Source organism: Leisingera sp. ANG59 (genome assembly GCF_013317235.1).
In the GTDB taxonomy this organism is placed as follows: domain Bacteria; phylum Pseudomonadota; class Alphaproteobacteria; order Rhodobacterales; family Rhodobacteraceae; genus Leisingera.
On record NZ_WLCM01000009.1, the window covers coordinates 1 to 14911 of the forward strand.

Here is a 14911-nt window from a genome sequence, read left to right on the forward strand (position 1 = left end):
TTCAGAAAAACGCCAAAATCCGCAAAGAAAAATCACAAATCAAACAAAATCAATACCTTACAGCAAAACAAAGTCAGAAACACTGACCCGCCTGCCGCAACACCAAACACCGCAATTCCAACCCAGAACCCCCAAATCAGATCCCCGCACCGCTTACCCACAGACTCAGCCCCCTTATCCACAGACCCAAAGCCAGGAATCGCAGACTCAAAGCCAGGAATCAAAGAAAGGCCAAGACCCAAGATTCCCAGAATCGGCACCATCAAGCCCGGGCCTCCCCCCGGCTCCGCAAGCGACTCTCCAAAAAATCCATGCCACGGGCTAGCTGCGGCTGGCCGTTTCGGTTGAGGGCAGCTGCCCGGGCCGCCTCAAAGCAGGCCAGCGGAACGCCAGCAGCAGCAGAACCAGCCCCAGGTAGATCAGCGGTTCGATCTGAAACCCCTTTGCCAGCATGACGAAGTGCGCAGCCCCAAGAAGGGCCGCCGCATAGGTCAGCCGGTGCAGCCGCGTCCAGGTCCGGCCCAGTGCCCGCACGGACAGGTTATTCGAACTGAGCGCCAGCGGCAGCATCAGGACAAATGCCGCCATGCCGATGGTGATATAAGGCCGTTTGGCAATGTCCGTGATTATCTGCCCCAGGACCTGCACGTCCAGCACCAGCCAGACCAGCAGGTGGCAGAACACATAGAAGAAGCACAAGAGCCCGATGGCCCTGCGGAACTTCATCAGGTTCAGCCCAAGCAGGCGGCGCAGCGGCGAGACTGCCAGTGTGAGGATCATAAGCTGAAGGGCCAGTTCGCCGTATTCATGCTCCAGCGCCTTGATCGGCTCCACCCCCAGACCGCCGGTAAGCCCCTGACAGAAGAACCAGGGCGCGGGAAGCGCCCCCAGCAGGTAAACGGCCCAGACTGGCAGGCGGCGGAGAAGGCGGTTTGCAACATCCATCACGCTGTTCCGGTCAAAAGTTCTCGCCCAGGTCCATACCTTTGTACAGGACGGCGACCTCGTCCTCGTATCCATTGAACATCAGCGTCGGCTGGCGGCGCGCAAACAGCCCGCCGCCGATGCGGCGCTCGCTGGCCTGGCTCCAGCGCGGATGCGAGACATTCGGGTTCACATTACTATAGAAACCGTACTCGCGCGGGTTGGCCATGTTCCAGCTGGCCGGCGGCTCCTGATCCGTCAGGGTAATGCGCACCACCGACTTGATCGATTTGAAACCGTATTTCCACGGCACCACCAGCCGCAGCGGCGCGCCGTTCTGGTTGGGCAAGGGTTTGCGGAAAATACCGGTGGCCATAATGGTCAGCGGGTGCATCGCCTCATCCAGGCGCAAACCTTCACGGTAGGGCCAGTCGAGCACCTTATAGGCAGTGCCGGGCATCTCCGACGGGCGGTAGAGGGTTTCAAAACCCACATATTTGGCGCCGTCCTGCACCCCCGCCATGTTCAAGAGGTCGGCCAGCTCGAACCCCTGCCAGGGCACCACCATCGACCAGGCCTCAACGCAGCGGAAGCGGTAGATGCGCTCCTCCAGCGTCATCGCCCCCAGGATCTGCTCAATGGAGTAGTCGCCCGGCCGGTCCACCAGCCCGTCGATCTTCACGCTCCAGGGCTTCGTTGTCATCCGGTCCGCGTATTTGGACGGATCCCCCTTGCCGGTGCCGAATTCGTAGAAGTTGCAGTAGCTGGTCACCTCTTCCCAGCTGTTGGGCTCAAGCCCTTCCTCTGCCCGCGCCGGGCTGCCCAGCGCTGCGGCCAGCCCGGCACCAGCCAGACCCGCCATGATTTGGCGCCGGTTCCAGAACGCCGCCTCCGGGGTGCTGTCAGCAAGGGTCAGATCATTGGTCCAGCGGCACGCCATCTGCATCTCCTGATATTGCGGGTCTCTCTTCAGGTAACGGTCCCGGGCGCAAAACCCAAAACATATCCTGTAACGACTGCGCGAGAGGTCTGTAACGTATCCCTCCTGCAGCCAACCGGCCGCGATTTCCCCGCTTCACCCCGGCGGCGAAAGCCTTATGCTGGCCGCAAACGGAAACCAGACCGGGCAGATCACAATGAAATCCCTAATTGCACCGCTGATGATACTGGCCGCCGCAGCTCTGGCAGGCTGCGCCAGTGCCCCCACTGCCACCAGAAGCGATGTCGAGGAACTGTCGCTTGCGCTGCAATCCATGGATCCGCAGGTGGACCCCGCAGAAGCGCGCCGCGCGGCGGAGATAGCCTACAGCTACTCTGCCAAGCTGGCAGAGCAGTATGATGTGACCACCTCGCCGATCATCCACAACACACTGGTGAACAGCGGTGTGAAGGCGCGCGGCGTCTGTGTGCATTATGCTGAGGACATGCAAGCGCGGCTCAATCAGGAGAACTTCCGCACGCTTACCATGCTGCGCGCCATTGCCGAGCCGAAAAGCGATTTCCGCATTGACCATTCGACCGCGGTGATCGCCGCCAAGGGCGACGGCATCTATGAGGGCATTGTGCTGGATCCCTGGCGCTATGGCGGCAAGCTTTACTGGTCGGCCACCACCGAGGACCCCCGGTACGACTGGGAACCGCGCCTGAAGGTCCTGCGCCGCAAGTATGAGCGCCGGGTGGCGAAGGAAGCGGCGGCGGGCACCTAGTCCTTACACAATTCCGCGCGGCTTGGCCCGGTATCAGATCCAGGGCCGCGCCAGACGGTGCATGGCAAACAGGACAATCAGCAACCCGGCCGAAACCGCCGCCAGCACCGGCCAGTCCATATCCAGCATCTTCGCCCCGAACCATGTGGACAGCAGTGTCACCGGCAGGATGCCCAGCGCCGTGGTCCACACAAAGGTCCAAAGGCTGACCCGGGTCAGCCCTGCGGCATAGTTGATCAGATTAAAGGCGATCACCGGGATCAGGCGCGCGGCCAGAAGCGCCAGCGCCCCCCGCTCCTCGGTCCAGGCATCCAGCTGCCGCGCCTGCGTTTCGCTCAGCCAGGCCCGGACCGTCTCCTGCCCCAGCCGGCGCGCCAGCCAAAAGGCCACCAGCGCCCCCAGCATCGCCCCGGCCCAGATCAGCGCCGCCCCCAAAAGTGTGCCAAAAACCGCCCCCGCGCACAGCGCTAGGATTTCAGCCGGAAACGGCACAAAGGAATGCACTACCATCAGGACGATCACCGCCAGCGGCGCCCAGGCGCCAGTGCTGCGCAGCCAGGCAACCATGTCCTCCACCGGGCGCGCCTGCCCATCCAGCACATAGGCCGCCAGCGCGCCGCACAGCAGCACGAGGAGAAATGCGGCAAAGGCCGTTCTGCGCCTGATGCGGATCATGGGACCGGCGCCCTTGCTAGGAACAGCTGCCAGTCTAATGCTTTCCGCCACCGCCGCAAAATGCGCGCCCCGGCAGACATGAAAAGGCCCGCCACAACGGACGGGCCTTTCCGGGTCACATCCTGCGCTGAATGCACGACCGTCTAATGCACCACGGCATCATCGGGCCGCGGCCTGCCGCTGGTGCCCAGCCGCTCGCCGATGATCAGCCCGTCGCTGCCGGCCGAGACCGGGACGGTGTCGCCGTCCTTGATCTCCCCGCCCAAGAGCGCCTCGGCAAGCGGGTTCTGCAAGGCGCGCTGGATCACCCGCTTCAGCGGCCGGGCGCCGAACACCGGGTCATAGCCCTCATCCGCCAGCCAGGTCTTGGCCGCCTCGTCCAGTTCCAGCGTGATCTTGCGGCCTGCCAAACGCTTCAGCAGCCGGGCCAGCTGGATCTCGACGATACCGTCCATGTCAGCGCGGGCCAGACGGTCGAAGATGATGGTCTCATCCAGCCGGTTCAGGAACTCGGGCCGGAAATGCGCCCGGACCGCATCCATCACATCACGCCGCGCGTCCGAGGCATCAGCCCCTTCCGGCAGCTGGCTCAGCGCCTGCGCCCCCAGGTTGGAGGTCAGCACGATCAGCGTCTGCTTGAAGTCCACGGTGCGGCCCTGGCCGTCGGTCAGGACACCATCGTCCAGCACCTGCAGCAGAACGTTGAACACATCCGGATGCGCTTTCTCGACCTCGTCGAACAGCACCACCTGATAGGGGCGGCGGCGCACGGCCTCGGTCAGCGCTCCGCCCTCGTCATACCCGACATAGCCCGGAGGCGCGCCGATCAGCCGGGCGACCGAGTGCTTCTCCATGTACTCGGACATGTCGATGCGCACCATCGCGTGCTCGTCGTCGAACAGGAACCCGGCAACCGCCTTGGTCAGCTCCGTCTTACCCACACCGGTCGGACCGAGGAACAGGAAGGAGCCCAGCGGCCGGTTCTCGTCATTCAGACCCGCCCGCGCCCGGCGCACCGAATTGGCAACCGCAGTTACGGCGGCATTCTGGCCGATCACCCGGCGGTGCAGCTCGTCTTCCATGCGCAACAACTTCTCGCGCTCGCCCTCCAGCATCTTGGAGGTCGGAATGCCGGTCCAGCGCTCGACAACAGCGGCGATCTGCTCGGGCCGCACGGCCTCCTCGACCATAAGCCCCTGCTCTTCCTTCTGCTCGGCATCCGCCAGCTGCTTCTCAAGCCCCGGAATCACGCCGTAAGACAGCTCGCCCGCCTTGGCGAGGTTGCCTTCCCGCTTGGCAATGTCCAGTTCGGCACGGGCCCGGTCCAGCTGCTCCTTCAGATCACGGGCCGAGGCCAGCTTGTCCCGCTCCGACTGCCACTGCGCGGTCATCTGGGCGGACTGCTCCTGCAGCTCGGCCAACTCCTTTTGCAGTTTCTCCAGCCGGTCCTTGGAGGCGGCATCATCCTCCAGCTTCAGCGCCTCTTCCTCGATCTGCATCTGCAGTATCTGCCGGTCGAGCGCGTCCAGCTCCTCCGGTTTGGAATCCACCTGCATCCGCAGGCGGGAGGCCGCCTCATCCATCAGGTCGATCGCCTTGTCCGGCAGGAACCGGTCGGTGATATAGCGGTTCGACAGCGTCGCCGCCGCAACCAGCGCCGCATCGGCAATGCGCACACCGTGGTGCAGCTCATATTTCTCCTTGATGCCGCGCAGGATCGAGACAGTGTCTTCCACTGTCGGCTCGGTGATCATCACGGGCTGGAACCGGCGGGCCAGGGCCGCATCCTTCTCGACATACTTGCGGTACTCATCCAGCGTGGTGGCACCGATGCAATGCAGCTCGCCGCGCGCCAGCGCCGGCTTGATCAGGTTGGCCGCATCCATGGCGCCATCGGACTTGCCCGCGCCCACCAGCGTGTGCATCTCGTCGATGAACAGGATGATCTCACCCGCAGCTTCCGTGACTTCCGTCAGCACCGCCTTCAGCCGCTCCTCGAACTCGCCGCGGTATTTCGCACCAGCGATCAGCGCCCCCATATCGAGCGCCAGCAGCTTCTTGTCGCGCAGAGATTCGGGCACATCACCGTTGACGATGCGCAGCGCCATGCCCTCGGCAATCGCGGTCTTGCCGACGCCCGGCTCACCAATCAGCACCGGGTTGTTCTTGGTCCGGCGGCTCAGCACCTGCATCGAGCGGCGGATTTCCTCGTCGCGGCCGATGATCGGGTCAATCTTGCCCTCGCGCGCTGCCTCGGTCAGGTCGCGGGCGTATTTCTTCAGCGCGTCATAGCCTTCCTCAGCCGTGGCCGAGTCGGCGGTGCGCCCCTTGCGGATGTCGTTGATCGCCTCGTTGAGCTTCTGGGCGGACACCTCGCCCGCTTCCAGGGCGTCCTTCGCCTTGGATTTCACCATGCACAGCGCCATCAAGAGGCGCTCCACCGGCACAAAGCTGTCGCCTGCCTTCTCAGCAATCTTAGCGGCCTCATCCAGCACCTTGGCGGTCTGCCCGTCCAGATAAATCTGTGCCGAGTCGCCGCTCACCTTGGGCTGCTTGGCAACCGCCGCATCAACGGCCTCGGCCACACGCGCCGGGGCGCCGCCCGCGCGGGAGATCAGGTTGCTTGCCAGCCCCTGGTCGTCATCCATCAACGCTTTCAGAATATGCTCCGGCACCAGCCGCTGGTGCCCCTCGCGCATCGCAATGGTCTGCGCTGCCTGCACAAAACCCCGTGCACGCTCCGTGAACTTGTTCAAGTCCATCTTGCTCTCCTTTTTCAAGCGCCCTGTCTTTGGCAGCGCCCGCTTTGCGGCACGCCCCGGTCCGGGCCTCAAGGTTCAATTTGGGAAGCGATCCCGCCGCTTCAACCCATACTCGCCGGAAAAGGTGAGCAAATCCCTGACCTGCGTCAACTTTGCGCCCAAGCCGTAACCGCGGGTGCAGCTGCGCCGCGCGCCAGCGCGGCGCAGGGCCCAAAACTGTAATCTGTCCCGTCATGGGCAGCTTCAGTTGCGGGAGCACCTCCCTTGCCTTGCCCATTCGCAGCCTCTTGCGTATGAAACGCCAGTTTCACGCCGAACCCGCCACCAGAGGACACCGCCATGACCCAAGCCCCGCGCGCCGACGACCGCCTGATTGTTGCAATGGATGTCCCCGATGCGCTCGCAGGCCTCAAGCTGGCCGAACAGCTGGGCGATGCGGTCTCCTTCTACAAGATCGGCCTTGGCATGCTCACCGGCGGCGGGCTGGCGCTCGCCAATGAGCTCAAGCAGGAGCACGGCAAGCGCATCTTCCTCGACATGAAACTCTTCGACATCGGCGCCACCGTGGAAAACGCGGTGCGCGGCCTGGCGCAGTTCGACCTCGACTTCCTCACCGTGCATGGCGACCCTTACGTGGTGCGCGCCGCCAAGGAAGGCGCCGCGGGCAAAGACCTCAAGATCCTCGCCGTCACCATCCTCACCTCGCTCGACCGCCAGGACCTGGACGGTGCGCTGATCAAGGATGGCGCGGTGCAGGATCTGGTGCTGGAGCGCGCAGGCAATGCCTTTGCAGCCGGCGCCGACGGGGTAATCGCCAGCCCGCAGGAGGCCGCACTGATCCGCGCCCTGCCCGAGGCCGAGGGCAAGCTGATTGTCACTCCCGGTGTGCGCCCGGCCGGGGCGGACCTCGGCGACCAGAAGCGCGTCGCCACCCCGGCCAGCGCCATTGCGGACGGCGCTGACCATATCGTGGTGGGCCGCCCGATCTGGAAGGCAGACAGCCCCCGCGCCGCAGCGGAAGCCATCCTGACGGAGCTGGCCGGAAATAACACGTAAAGCCCGGACCCGGGCGGCACAGGGGGCTCACAGCAAAACTGCGGGCCCGGCGGCCAGAACGCCAGGTTCTGCCCAAAATTTAGGCAGAAAGAAAAATGTGCGGCACGCGCACCATTTCCCGGTCCGCCGCACCGCTGCCTGCCGGTGACGCAACGTCAAGCCGCTCTTTTCGCTGACGAAACCCGCCACAGAGACAATTTCTGCGCCAAATCGTCCTGTGACTGAAAAAGCACGCCCGCAAAACCTGCAGCCAATCCGCGGCCCTGCAAACTTTGCGAAACAGCGCCATGTGGGAGATTCTCATTTTGAGACACTCCCCAGACGGGCTTTTCTTCCTGAGACCCGTCACCTTCCCCCCGCCCACCAGCGGGGGATCTTTCTTTTCAGCCCTCGGTCACACTGGCCGCGCGGCAAGGTACTCCCGTAGCCGGTCTGCAAAGTGGGGCACTGCCAACGGGTGCGCGCAATAGGCCTCTGGCGCCATCAGCGCCCAGCCCTGCCCTTCGTTTCCGAACCGGACCGCGCTGACGGTCGCAGCAGGCAGATGCGCGGCAAAAAACCAGACCCGCCCGTGCGGCCGCTGGTAGGCTCTGGACCAGATCAGCAGCTCCGGGGCCAAGACCAGTCCGACCTCTTCATAGGTCTCACGCAACGCACAGGCCGCCGGGCTTTCATCCGCCTCACGCCCGCCGCCTGGCAGGTCCCAATGGCCGGGATAGGGAATATCCGGCTTATCATCGCGCTGGATGACCAGCAGATCCTGCCCCAGAAACACTGCCAGCTTTGCGCCGGCAAAATCTTCGCCTGCTGTTGTCATGATCTGTCACTTGGTCCTCCGGCACGCTAAAGACAAGGCCTCCGGCGCAAGTTAGATTTGCCCATCCACGACCACAGCCCGCCGTACCCATGCACACCCTCTGCCGAGACTGCCTCAGCCAGATCCCCCCCGCCCGGCGCTGCCCCCATTGCGGCAGCCCGCGGATCAAGGCGCATGCAGAGCTGTTTTCCCTGAGCATCGCGCACATGGACTGCGATGCCTTTTATGCCAGCGTCGAAAAACGCGACAATCCTGAACTGGCGACCAAAGCGGTGATCATCGGCGGCGGCAAGCGCGGCGTGGTCTCCACCGCCTGCTATGTCGCCCGCATCCGCGGCGTGCGCTCCGCCATGCCGATGTTTCAGGCGCTCAAACTCTGCCCCGACGCAGTGGTCATCAAGCCGCGGATGAATGTCTACGTCGAGGTCAGCCGCGAAATCCGCAAGATGATGAATGAGCTGACCCCCGACGTGGAGCCGCTGTCGCTGGACGAGGCGTTCATGGATCTCTCCGGCACCGAAAAGCTGCACGGCGCGCCGCCCGCGGTAATGCTGGCACGGCTGGTCAAGCGCATGAAGGATGAGCTGGGCGTCACCGGTTCCATCGGCCTTTCCCACAATAAGTTCCTGGCCAAGGTCGCCTCTGATCTCGACAAGCCGCGCGGCTTTTCGGTGATCGGCAAGGCAGAGACCAGCGATTTCCTGCGCGAAAAACCGGTGCGTCTGATCTGGGGCATCGGCCCGGCTGCACAGGAGAGTCTGGACAAGGCCGGCATCCGTACATTTTCCGACCTGCTGCGCTGGGACCGCGAGGCCTTGCACAGCCGCTTCGGCTCCATGGGCGACCGGCTCTGGCACCTGGCCCGCGGCCAGGATCGGCGCCGGGTCTCGGCACATGAACCGATCAAGTCGATCTCCAACGAAACTACCTTCTTTCAGGATACCGCCTGCCTTGAGGTGCTCGACGGCCACCTGTGGAGGCTGGCTGAGAAAGTGTCGGACCGGGCCAAGGCAAGGGAACTGGCGGGCCGGGTGGTGACGCTCAAGCTGAAGCGCGCCAACCATTCCGCGCTGACCCGCCGCGTCACACTCCGCAGCCCGACCCAGATTGCCGACCGCATCTACCGCACCGCCCGCAGCCTGCTGGATCAGGTGGGCGACGAAGGCCCCTACCGGCTCTTGGGCTGCGGGATTTCAGACCTGGTTCCCGAATCGCATGCTGATGAAACCGGCGACCTGCTGGACCCTAATGCGGGCAAGCGGGCAGAGGCCGAACGCGCCACGGATGCCATCCGCAAGAGATTCGGCGACAGCGCGATTCTGAAAGGCCGCGCCCTGCGCTGAATACATGGCGGCTGGCTATTCCGCAGCCAGCGGCAGTTCCTCCCGGCCGATTGCAGCGATTTCCGCCACCACCTGGCGCAGCAGTTGCTGCAGCGCATCGAAATTTGCATTGGGCCGGATACTGGCCTCATCCATGTAAAGCGCCCGGTCGATCTCGATCTGCACCGCATGCTGGCGCCGCGACGGCCTGCCGTAGGTCTGGGCAATATAGGCGCCGGCAAAGGGCGCGTTGCGCGCGACCCTCAGCCCCGCCGCGGCAAAGGCCGCCTCGATCCGGTCCACAATGGCGCCATCCGCAGCCGCCCCGAAGCGGTCACCCAGAACAATTTCCGGCTTGCCCGCGCCTCGCGGCGCCATCGCCTCCACCGCTTCATGCGGCATCGAATGGCAATCCACCAGAATCGCCTGCCCGAATTGCGCGTGCGCCTGATCCAACAGGCCCTTCAGCGCCTGATGGTAGGGATGCCAGCAGGCCTTGATCCGCCGCTCCGCTTCTGCCAGCGGCAGCTTGCCGCTGTAGATCGCCCGGCCATTCGCAACCACCCGCGGAATCACCCCCAGGCCCGAGGCAACCCGCGGGTTCTGCCCGCGCCGCTGCACCCCCTCGATCACCGCCGGGTCCAATTCATCGGGCGAACGGTTCAGATCCAGATAGGCCCTTGGTTTCAAGGCCTTCAGCAGCGGCGCCCCGAACTCCGGCGCGGCCAGGAACAGCTGATCAACAAAGGCATCCTCTGAACTGCGGATTTCCCGCCGCCCCAGAATCGACTGTCCCAGAAAGGAATCGGAATAGTCCGCGCCGCTGTGCGGAGAGGCAAAAACCGCTGCCGAAGCCAGTTTCTGCGGGGAAATCACGGAAAACGCTGTATCAGGCATCCTTGCTCCGGTGCTTCTTGTGCAAGAAACAGCATATCGCGGAAATTTCTGCGGTCAAAAGCTCTTGCGCACCCCGGCGACTCTATTTATAGACCCCCTCACCGGCGCGGCACCCCGCGCCCCTTTCACTTCTAAGGGGCAGGAACGCAGCGCAGGCCAGAGTGGGCGATTAGCTCAGCGGTAGAGCACTTCGTTGACATCGAAGGGGTCACAAGTTCGATCCTTGTATCGCCCACCATTCAATTCACTGCTTCGGCTTCGGCCCAAGCACCCGCTAACCCAGGCGCTGGTTCGCGCCGCAGACAAGGAGAGAGACCATGAAGGTCAAGAACTCGCTCCGTTCGCTGAAGAACCGGCACCGCGATTGCCGGGTTGTGCGCCGTAAAGGCCGCGTGTACGTGATCAACAAGACCCAGCGCAAGTTCAAAGCGCGCCAGGGCTAAGATCCGCCGCAGCGACATGCAGAAAACCGCATCATCCGATGCGGTTTTTTTTGCGTTTGGGGGTCTGCCTGGACTGGCGTTGCAAAGTCGGGGCTCCCGCGCCCGCGGTTTCTCCGGGCTGCGCCCGGACGAGACCTGACGGCCTTTGGCATGGCACCGCGCCCCGCGCGTGCCATGCTCAACGGGAGCGGATCTGTCCAAAGATCCAGCGACGGGCGGGAGGCGCCCGCCCGGCCTGGCCAGCCAGCAGCAAGCTGCGACTTTCTGACTGTTTCAGTCGGAAATTTATTGCATCTGCTGCCAGATGCTTTAATCGACTCTTTCAGTCGGAAATCTGATCTAACCAAGAACGGGACATCCAATGCTGAAAGCCACAACCGTACTGGCCGGCGCGCTGACCGCAGCCATTGCAACCACTGCTGCTGCCGAGGGCGAGCTGAACATCTACTCCTCGCGCCATTACGATACCGATGAGCAGCTTTATTCTGACTTCGAAAAGGCCACCGGCATCACCATCAACCGCATCGAAGGCAACGCCGATGAGCTCATCGCCCGGATGAACGCCGAGGGCGAAAACTCCCCAGCTGACATCCTGATCACCGTCGACACCTCCCGCCTGACTCGCGCCAAGGAGGCCGGTGTCCTGCAAAGCATCGACAGCGACGTGCTGGAAACCCGCGTCCCGGCCTACCTGCAGGATGAGGACAACCAGTGGTTCGGTTTCAGCCAGCGCGCACGCATCATCTTCTATGACAAGGACGGGGTGGCCAATCCGCCGCAAACCTACCTGGATCTGGCAGATCCCGCCTACAAGGGCCAGGTTTGCATCCGCTCGTCCAAGAACACCTACAACCAGACCCTGCTGGCCTCCCTTGTCACCCACCACGGCGCCGAAAAGGCGCGTGAATGGGCCGAAGGCGTGGTCGCCAACATGGCGCGCGACCCGCAGGGCGGCGACACTGATCAGATTCGCGGCCTGGTTTCCGGTGAATGCGGTATCGCTGTTGCCAACAGCTATTACTTCGCCCGCTCGATCCGCAAGGAGGTCAAGGGTGTCTCGGAAAACCGCGACCAGATCGGCTGGCTGTTCCCCTCTCAGAACACCGAAGGAGCGCATATGAACCTGTCGGGCGGCGGCGTGGCCGTGCACGCTCCGAACAAGGAGAACGCGATCAAGTTCCTGGAGTACCTCGCCAGCGATTCCGCCCAGGCGTATTTCTCGGCCGGCAATGACGAATACCCGGCAGTCTCCGGTGTCGGCCTTGCCCCGTCGATCGCGGCGCTCGGACACTTCAAGCCGGATGACGTGAACCTGTCGGAAGTTGCCAAGAACCTGCCGGAAGCCCAGAAGATCTTCAACGACGTCGGCTGGAAGTAACCCCTCTTAAGCCAAAGGAATATCCGATGGCGCGGAGCACTCCGCGCCATTTCTTTTGGCGGCACTCTTCCGCCGGACTCCGCCGCTCAGTCCGGCCTCAGGCCCAGTCACCAGCTTTCGCTAGACCCTGCGCCCCGCCGCGCTTATAGCTGCGCGGATTATTAAGTTTCATTTTCGGAGGAAACATGCGGTTAAGCGAATGCTGCACCCGGAAGGGGCAAAGCGCATGACCAGGCTGCCGGTCACAATCATCAGCGGTTACCTGGGCGCTGGCAAGACCACTCTGATCAACCGGCTGCTGGCCGAGGATCACGGGCTGAAACTGGCCGTGATCGTCAACGACTTTGGCGCAGTCAATATTGATGACGCCCTGATTCAGGACGCGGATGGCGGCAAGATCGCCCTGACCAACGGCTGCGTCTGCTGCACCATGGGCGATGATCTCGCGCTTGCCCTGCGCGATGTTCTGAACCGTCCCGAGCGTCCGGACCACCTGGTGATCGAGGCCAGCGGCATTTCCGACCCGGTGGCCATCGCCAATTCCGTCCTGAATGAATCCGGCCTCAGCTACGGCGGCATCGTCTCCCTGGTGGATGCGGAAAACGCGGAGAGTCTGCTGAATGACCCGCTGCTGGCCCCGCAGGCGGAACAGCAGATCCGCGCCGCCGACCTGGTGATCGCCACCAAATGCAATGATCTGACTGCAGAGCTCTCGGCGCTTCTGGACAAGGCCGGCGCCCGCACTCCCACGGTGCTGAACGGCTCGCCGGTGGCGGAACTGCTGTTTGACGTGGTGCCGCTGCCCAAGGGCCGAGCGGTGGCGGCGCATCCCGCCTACACCACATGGCAGCACCGCAGCAGCACTGTTCTGGACCGCCGCGCGCTGGGGGACAAGCTGGCGGCGCGGCCCACGGGGCTTTACCGGATGAAGGGCTTTGTGCTGACCACAGGCGGCGCCTATGAGCTGCATGTTGTCGGCCGCCATGTCGAAGCCAAACGCTGCGCGGCGGAGGAAACCGTCCTGGTCGGCCTGGGACCGGCAGACCGGATTTCCCGCGACGAGATTGAGGCCTGGTGGGCGGCATAAGCCGCCCCAAACCGCTGCTCTTTAGCGCCGCTGCCCCACCTGGCGGCAGATCAGGATCACCGGCAGAAGCCCCACCGCCATGATCACCAGCGACGGCACCGCGGCCCCCTCCAGCCGCTCGTCTGCGGCCAGCCGGTGCGCCTGCACTGCCAGTGTGTCGAAATTGAAGGGCCGCATGATCAGCGTCGCGGGCAGCTCCTTCATCACGTCGACAAAAACGATCAGCAGCGCCGTCAGCAGGCTGGGTGTCAGGATCGGCAGATGCACACGCCGCAGCATTCCCATCGGCCCCTGCCCCAGCGACCGCGCCGCGGCGTCCATGTTCGAATGCATGCTGGCCTGGCCGCCCTCGTATGCGCCAAGAGCTGCCGCCATGAACCGCACGCCATACGCCGCAACCAGCAGCCAGATCGAGCCTGTCACCAAGAGGCCGGTGCGGAATCCGAAACTCTCCCGCATCCAGGCATCCAGCGCATTGTCAAAGGCGGCAAAGGGCACGATCAGCCCCACCGCGATCACCCCGCCCGGCACCGCATAGCCCAGCCGCGCGAAATAGGCCGCAGCCGCCGACACCCGGCCGGGCCGCAGACGCTGATAAAACCCAAGGCACACCGCAGCCGCCACCGTCAGCACAGCCGCAGCCGTTGCCAGGGTGATTGAATTGGTGGTGAAATCGATGTAGCGGCGGCTGAACAGGTTCTGTTCGGAATCAAAGCTCATCGCAAAAAGCACCGCCACCGGCAGTGCAAAGCCCAGCACCACCGGCACCGCGCAGAAGAACACAGCCACCGCCGCCTTGACCCCGCCCAACTCGGCCGGCGGCATCTGGTTGTGATGCTTGCCCGCGTGGTGGTATTTCGCCCGCCCGCGCGTCGCCCGCTCCACCACGGCCAGCGTCAGCGCAAAGCCCAAAAGGCACAGCGCCAGCTGCGCCGCGCCGCCGCGGTCGCCCAGCGAGAACCAGCTGGTGTAGATGCCGGTGGCAAAGGTCTGCACTCCGAAATAGCTGACCGTGCCAAAATCCGCGATGGTCTCCATCACGGCCAGCAAAACGCCAGAGGCAATGGCCGGCCGCGCCATCGGCAGGCTGACCAGCCAGAACGCCTGCCAGGAGTTCTTGCCAAGCGCGCGCGCCGCTAGAAAGGCGCCTGCGCTCTGCTGCATGAAGGCCGCCCGCGCCAGCAGGTAGACATAGGGGTAAAGCACCAGCACCAGCATCGCCGCCGCCCCGCCGGTGGAGCGGATCTCCGGGAACCAGTAATCCCGCGGCCCCCAGCCGGTCACCTCGCGCAAGGCGGATTGCACGATGCCGGGATGATCCAGGATGTGGGTGTAGGCATAAGCCAGCACATAGGCCGGAAAGGCCAGCGGCAGGACCAGCGCGATTTCCAGCAGCCGGGCGCCGGGAAAACGGGTCATCGTCACCAGCCACGCCGCGCCCGTGCCGATCGCAAAGGTGCCAAGCGCCACCAGCGCCACCAGCGCCAGCGTTGTCAGCGAATAGCCCGGCAGCACGGTCCCGGCCAGATGCCTGATGGTCTCGGTGCCGCCAAACGCTGCTGCCAGTGCCACGGCCACCATCGGCAGCAGGCAGGACAGCGCCACCGCCCAGGCCAGAACGGCAAAGAGCCCGCCGCCGGTCTTGCCGCCGCGGCGGCGCCCGTGCGGCGCGAATTCTATGGGTTCATTGGCAGCTGTCATTTGCGGCGGTCTTGGGTCCGGCGGAAGTCTCTCGGCACTCTATTTCGACTATTCCAGTCAGAAATTCCAGCCGGAAAGCGCGGTCCTGCTCTTCGGCGCCTCAAAACAGAAAACGGGCGCCCCGCATCCGGCGCCCGCACTTG

General features: G+C 64.0%; 14 protein-coding genes and 1 tRNA gene. 7 read left to right on the forward strand and 8 right to left on the reverse strand.

All coding sequences use genetic code 11. The annotated features are described in order from the left end of the window. Positions 1-32: 32 nt before the first annotated feature. The 3 genes from GKC28_RS10185 to msrP are packed head-to-tail and all read right to left on the reverse strand — an operon-like array spanning position 33 to position 1864. Complete coding sequence (locus GKC28_RS10185) at positions 33-263, reverse strand: hypothetical protein (protein WP_217434038.1); 231 nt, start codon at positions 261-263, stop codon at positions 33-35. Positions 264-321: 58 nt separating this feature from the next. Next, a complete protein-coding gene (msrQ, locus tag GKC28_RS10190) occupies positions 322-945 on the reverse strand; it encodes a protein-methionine-sulfoxide reductase heme-binding subunit MsrQ (RefSeq protein WP_174146797.1) in 624 nt (207 codons plus the stop codon). A 13-nt stretch (positions 946-958) separates the two neighbouring features. Next, complete coding sequence (gene msrP, locus GKC28_RS10195) at positions 959-1864, reverse strand: protein-methionine-sulfoxide reductase catalytic subunit MsrP (RefSeq protein WP_174146798.1); 906 nt, start codon at positions 1862-1864, stop codon at positions 959-961. A 196-nt stretch (positions 1865-2060) separates the two neighbouring features. On the opposite strand from msrP, the gene GKC28_RS10200 reads away from it, so the two are divergent. Beyond that, positions 2061-2630: a hypothetical protein gene (locus GKC28_RS10200; protein ID WP_174146799.1), complete on the forward strand. Its 570-nt coding sequence runs from the start codon at positions 2061-2063 to the stop codon at positions 2628-2630. Between the two features lie 33 nt (positions 2631-2663). Here the strand turns inward: GKC28_RS10200 and GKC28_RS10205 are convergent, their stop codons facing one another. Together GKC28_RS10205 and clpB are read right to left on the reverse strand one after the other, a co-directional pair. Then, on the reverse strand, positions 2664-3305 hold the full coding sequence (locus tag GKC28_RS10205) for a TVP38/TMEM64 family protein (RefSeq protein WP_174146800.1): 642 nt from the start codon (positions 3303-3305) through the stop codon (positions 2664-2666). Positions 3306-3448: 143 nt separating this feature from the next. Then, complete coding sequence (clpB, locus tag GKC28_RS10210) at positions 3449-6067, reverse strand: ATP-dependent chaperone ClpB (RefSeq protein WP_174146801.1); 2619 nt, start codon at positions 6065-6067, stop codon at positions 3449-3451. A gap of 339 nt (positions 6068-6406) precedes the next feature. On the opposite strand from clpB, the gene pyrF reads away from it, so the two are divergent. Next, positions 6407-7123, forward strand: coding sequence for an orotidine-5'-phosphate decarboxylase (gene pyrF, locus GKC28_RS10215; RefSeq protein ID WP_174146802.1), 717 nt, complete (start codon positions 6407-6409; stop codon positions 7121-7123). A 394-nt stretch (positions 7124-7517) separates the two neighbouring features. Here pyrF and GKC28_RS10220 read toward each other — a convergent pair whose 3' ends face one another. Next, positions 7518-7940: an NUDIX hydrolase gene (locus GKC28_RS10220; protein WP_174146803.1), complete on the reverse strand. Its 423-nt coding sequence runs from the start codon at positions 7938-7940 to the stop codon at positions 7518-7520. A gap of 89 nt (positions 7941-8029) precedes the next feature. On the opposite strand from GKC28_RS10220, the gene GKC28_RS10225 reads away from it, so the two are divergent. Then, positions 8030-9283, forward strand: coding sequence for a DNA polymerase IV (locus GKC28_RS10225; RefSeq protein WP_174146804.1), 1254 nt, complete (start codon positions 8030-8032; stop codon positions 9281-9283). A gap of 15 nt (positions 9284-9298) precedes the next feature. On the opposite strand, the gene GKC28_RS10230 is transcribed toward GKC28_RS10225, so the two are convergent. After that, on the reverse strand, positions 9299-10159 hold the full coding sequence (locus tag GKC28_RS10230) for an N-formylglutamate amidohydrolase (RefSeq protein ID WP_174146805.1): 861 nt from the start codon (positions 10157-10159) through the stop codon (positions 9299-9301). 163 nt (positions 10160-10322) lie between these two features. Between GKC28_RS10230 and GKC28_RS10235 the strand changes: the two genes are divergently transcribed. The 4 genes from GKC28_RS10235 to GKC28_RS10250 all read left to right on the forward strand — a co-directional run bounded on the left by GKC28_RS10235 (position 10323) and on the right by GKC28_RS10250 (position 13067). After that, positions 10323-10397, forward strand: a tRNA-Val gene (locus GKC28_RS10235). 79 nt (positions 10398-10476) lie between these two features. Continuing rightward, positions 10477-10602 carry a type B 50S ribosomal protein L36 gene (gene ykgO, locus GKC28_RS10240; protein WP_005648635.1) on the forward strand — a complete coding sequence of 42 codons (126 nt, stop codon included), beginning with the start codon at positions 10477-10479 and terminating at the stop codon, positions 10600-10602. 361 nt (positions 10603-10963) lie between these two features. After that, a complete protein-coding gene (locus GKC28_RS10245) occupies positions 10964-11980 on the forward strand; it encodes a Fe(3+) ABC transporter substrate-binding protein (RefSeq protein ID WP_174146806.1) in 1017 nt (338 codons plus the stop codon). 226 nt (positions 11981-12206) lie between these two features. Beyond that, a complete protein-coding gene (locus tag GKC28_RS10250; protein ID WP_174146807.1) occupies positions 12207-13067 on the forward strand; it encodes a GTP-binding protein in 861 nt (286 codons plus the stop codon). A 21-nt stretch (positions 13068-13088) separates the two neighbouring features. On the opposite strand, the gene GKC28_RS10255 is transcribed toward GKC28_RS10250, so the two are convergent. Further along, positions 13089-14768 (reverse strand): iron ABC transporter permease, encoded by a 1680-nt coding sequence (locus tag GKC28_RS10255; protein ID WP_174146808.1) that lies wholly within the window; start codon positions 14766-14768, stop codon positions 13089-13091. Between the last annotated feature and the right edge of the window lie 143 nt (positions 14769-14911).

Bases quoted from the DNA above. Each gene is read 5' to 3' on its own strand.
- GKC28_RS10255 (WP_174146808.1), bottom strand. From the start codon at position 14,768: ATGACAGCTGCCAATGAACCCATAGAATTCGCGCCGCACGGGCGCCGC.
- clpB (WP_174146801.1), bottom strand. From the start codon at position 6,067: ATGGACTTGAACAAGTTCACGGAGCGTGCACGGGGTTTTGTGCAGGCA.
- GKC28_RS10250 (WP_174146807.1), top strand. From the start codon at position 12,207: ATGACCAGGCTGCCGGTCACAATCATCAGCGGTTACCTGGGCGCTGGC.
- GKC28_RS10220 (WP_174146803.1), bottom strand. From the start codon at position 7,940: ATGACAACAGCAGGCGAAGATTTTGCCGGCGCAAAGCTGGCAGTGTTT.
- GKC28_RS10205 (WP_174146800.1), bottom strand. From the start codon at position 3,305: ATGATCCGCATCAGGCGCAGAACGGCCTTTGCCGCATTTCTCCTCGTG.
- ykgO (WP_005648635.1), top strand. From the start codon at position 10,477: ATGAAGGTCAAGAACTCGCTCCGTTCGCTGAAGAACCGGCACCGCGAT.
- GKC28_RS10245 (WP_174146806.1), top strand. From the start codon at position 10,964: ATGCTGAAAGCCACAACCGTACTGGCCGGCGCGCTGACCGCAGCCATT.
- GKC28_RS10185 (WP_217434038.1), bottom strand. From the start codon at position 263: ATGGTGCCGATTCTGGGAATCTTGGGTCTTGGCCTTTCTTTGATTCCT.
- pyrF (WP_174146802.1), top strand. From the start codon at position 6,407: ATGACCCAAGCCCCGCGCGCCGACGACCGCCTGATTGTTGCAATGGAT.
- GKC28_RS10200 (WP_174146799.1), top strand. From the start codon at position 2,061: ATGAAATCCCTAATTGCACCGCTGATGATACTGGCCGCCGCAGCTCTG.
- GKC28_RS10225 (WP_174146804.1), top strand. From the start codon at position 8,030: ATGCACACCCTCTGCCGAGACTGCCTCAGCCAGATCCCCCCCGCCCGG.
- msrQ (WP_174146797.1), bottom strand. From the start codon at position 945: ATGGATGTTGCAAACCGCCTTCTCCGCCGCCTGCCAGTCTGGGCCGTT.
- GKC28_RS10230 (WP_174146805.1), bottom strand. From the start codon at position 10,159: ATGCCTGATACAGCGTTTTCCGTGATTTCCCCGCAGAAACTGGCTTCG.
- msrP (WP_174146798.1), bottom strand. From the start codon at position 1,864: ATGGCGTGCCGCTGGACCAATGATCTGACCCTTGCTGACAGCACCCCG.